Origin of the sequence: Ureibacillus suwonensis (assembly GCF_042655065.1) — a bacterium.
Lineage (GTDB): Bacteria > Bacillota > Bacilli > Bacillales_A > Planococcaceae > Ureibacillus > Ureibacillus suwonensis.
This window is the reverse complement of sequence record NZ_JBHSNQ010000002.1, coordinates 1-895: the sequence shown is the minus strand read 5'-3', so window position 1 is coordinate 895 and position 895 is coordinate 1. Positions and strand designations below refer to the sequence as shown.

General features: G+C 61.5%; 1 protein-coding gene. It reads right to left on the bottom strand.

The genetic code is table 11. The annotated features are described in order from the left end of the window. Nucleotides 1-895 (bottom strand): ISLre2 family transposase (locus tag ACFPOH_RS00010; protein ID WP_390308522.1); only part of this gene is annotated, 895 nt, incomplete at both ends.

Genomic DNA, 895 nt, shown 5'->3' with positions numbered 1-895 from the left:
AACCGTCCGGCCTTCCGTTTGGCCTGTTCGATCCGCTTGGACTTTGTTGAGGCCGAGGCCGCCGTTCGGGTCTCTTCTTCCTCCACCAACTGCCCATTTCTCCGCCAAATCCCGTCGATTCGGGCCGCCATCGCCCTCAGAAACGCCCGAAGCCCTTGGTCTTTCCAGCTGCGGCGGGATTTCACCCGATGCGCAAACCGGCTCATCACGCTCTCGGCGTGGCCCATCGGACGCATGCCGGTCGTCTCCACCCCTTGCTCCGACAGCCACTCCCGATAGTCCCGGATGCATCCCGGCATCGACTCGATCCGGCGAATCAAGGCGGCCAGCTGTTGTTCTTTGCCTTCGTCCCCCAACGTGCCGACCGCGCTGTTCAGCTCGACCAAAAGTCCTTCTTCGTCTTGTTTCGCCAGCTTCCTCCGCACCTCCCGCCAACGCGGATGGCCGGACAGACACTGACGCAGCTCCCGCGCCACATGAAATCGATCCAGCTGAAAGCACGCCCGCTTCCCAAAATACTCCCGGCAGGCCGTGATCCACGACGCCGCGTCGCCGTTGATGATCAAAAGGTCCCGGCACGGATCATAGGCATATTCGTTCATCAGCCACTCTTCAAACCGTTCCCACACGTCTCCCGCCCCTTCATGGAGGTAGTGGCGCCGGTTCACGAGCTCGAGCTGCGAACCGTTTCGTTTCCATCCCTCGTGAACCGCCAGGATTTTCTCTTCTTTCGCCCGTTTCCCTTTCCCCTGGCGGGAAATGAACAGCCCATCCGCCTCCACAAATAGCACTCGGCCGTGCCGTTGGGAAACAGGGCGGTGCAGCGAGACAGGGGCCTCCAGCACCAGTTGGCGAATCGCCTCGTGGCTTAGGACCGCATACCCCACGATCGACT